Origin of the sequence: Pseudomonas sp. TNT3 (assembly GCF_010095445.2) — a bacterium.
Classification (GTDB): Bacteria; Pseudomonadota; Gammaproteobacteria; order Pseudomonadales; family Pseudomonadaceae; genus Aquipseudomonas.
In genome coordinates this window covers 1-1811 of sequence record NZ_WFGV02000128.1, presented here as the reverse complement: position 1 = coordinate 1811, position 1811 = coordinate 1, and the positions used below count along the sequence as shown (strand labels likewise).

General features: G+C 57.3%; 1 protein-coding gene. It reads right to left on the bottom strand.

The window, feature by feature from the left end; all coding sequences use genetic code 11:
• Positions 1-1811 (bottom strand): immunoglobulin-like domain-containing protein (locus tag GBC55_RS29685; protein ID WP_348650986.1); only part of this gene is annotated, 1811 nt, incomplete at both ends.

The following is a 1811-nucleotide window of genomic DNA, read 5'->3' as shown; positions in this document are numbered from 1 at the left end:
TCGGTACCCAACACCAGGTTTTCGTAGTTGTTGGTGCCGGTAACGCCGGTCAGTTGGTTTTCCACCACGATCGGCTGATCAACGTAGAGGTTGTCCGCAATGGCAACTTCCTTACTGCCCGACGTCTGGTTGGCAGCAACGTTGATCACCGTACCGTCAGTCAGGGTGAAGGTCAGGCCGCCGTGGTTATTGACCGGCAAGCCATCAGCGTTGGTCAACGTCACGGTGTAAGTAACCTTGCCGCCTTCGGCGACGGTGGAGTTATCCACGGTCAGTTTCGCCACTACATCGTTGATGGTGTCGGTGGTTTTGACGGTCGCGTCAGCACCACTGATAACCAGATTTTCCAGAGCTTTACCGGCGACTTCTGCGCCGGTGACTTTGACGGTCAGCGACGATGGATCTTTGTAAACGTCCTCGGCATTAGCGTCAGCGGTGTAGATCGCTGTCTTCGCACCGGCGACGATCGTGACGGTTTTACCGTTATCCAGAGTGACAACCAGGTTGTCCGCCAGAACACGGTTGATGCTCACGGTGAAGGTCGGCGCCTGGCCTTCCAACACATCGCCATTGGCGGCGATGCCCACGGTAACCAGGTTGCCATCGCCATTCGGCTCGTCGGTGATGGTTACGCTGGTTTTATCAGTGCCCAACACCAGGTTTTCGTAGTTGTTGGTGCCGGTAACGCCGGTCAGTTGGTTTTCCACCACGATCGGTTGATCAACGTACAGGTTGTCTGCAATGGCAACTTCCTTACTGCCCGACGTCTGGTTGGCAGCAACGTTGATCACCGTACCGTCAGTCAGCGTGAAGGTCAGGCCGCCGTGGTTGTTCACCGGCAGGCCATCAGCGTTGGTCAACGTCACGGTGTAAGTGACCTTGCCGCCTTCGGTGACGGTGGAGTTATCCACGGTCAGTTTCGCCACTACATCGTTGATGGTGTCGCTAACAACTACTGAACCCTGATTACCAATGATCAGGTTTTCCAGTGCGGTGCCACCGGAGGTGACATTGCTAACGCCCAGCACAACGGTTTCGCCGTCTTTGTAGACGTCATCACCTTGCGCAGTCAGCGAGTGCACTTTCGAGGTTTCGCCGGCGGCGAACGTGATGGTCTGGCCGTTGCTCAGGGTCACCGTCAACGGCACTGCTTGTGGCTTGTCCAACGTGATGGTGAAGCTCGGTGCCTGGTTTTCCAGGACCGGACCGTTGCCAACGATGGAGATAGCGACTTTGTCGCCCTGATTGTCGGTTGGTGTGCCGGTACCTGGTTCGTCAGTGACGGTGGTTTCGAGTTTGCCTTGACCCAAGGTCAGTTGCTCGAAGTTGCCCGCACCTTCGACACTTTCCAGTTTGTTGACGATGGTCGGTTGACCACCGACCAGGATGTCATCCGGGGCAGTGATGGTGAACGAACCGGAAGTACCGTTCGCTGGAACGGTGACAACCGTGCCGTCAGTCAGGGTGAACGACAGTTCACCGTGGTTATTGATCGGCAAGCCGGCGGCGTTGGTCAGGGTCACGGTGTAAGTGATCTGCCCGCCTTCAGCCACGGTGGTTTTGTCTGCGGTCAGGGTCGCGACCACTTCACTCGGGGTGTCGCTGACGACTACCGAGCCCGGGTTGCCGATGACCAGATTTTCCAGCGCGTTGCCACCCGAAGTGACATTGCTAACGCCCAGCGCAACGGTTTCGCCGTCTTTGTAGACGTCATCACCTTGCGCAGTCAGCGAGTGCACTTTCGAGGTTTCGCCGACGGCGAAGGTCACGGTCTGGCCGTTGCTCAACGTCACGGTCAGCGGCACCAACTG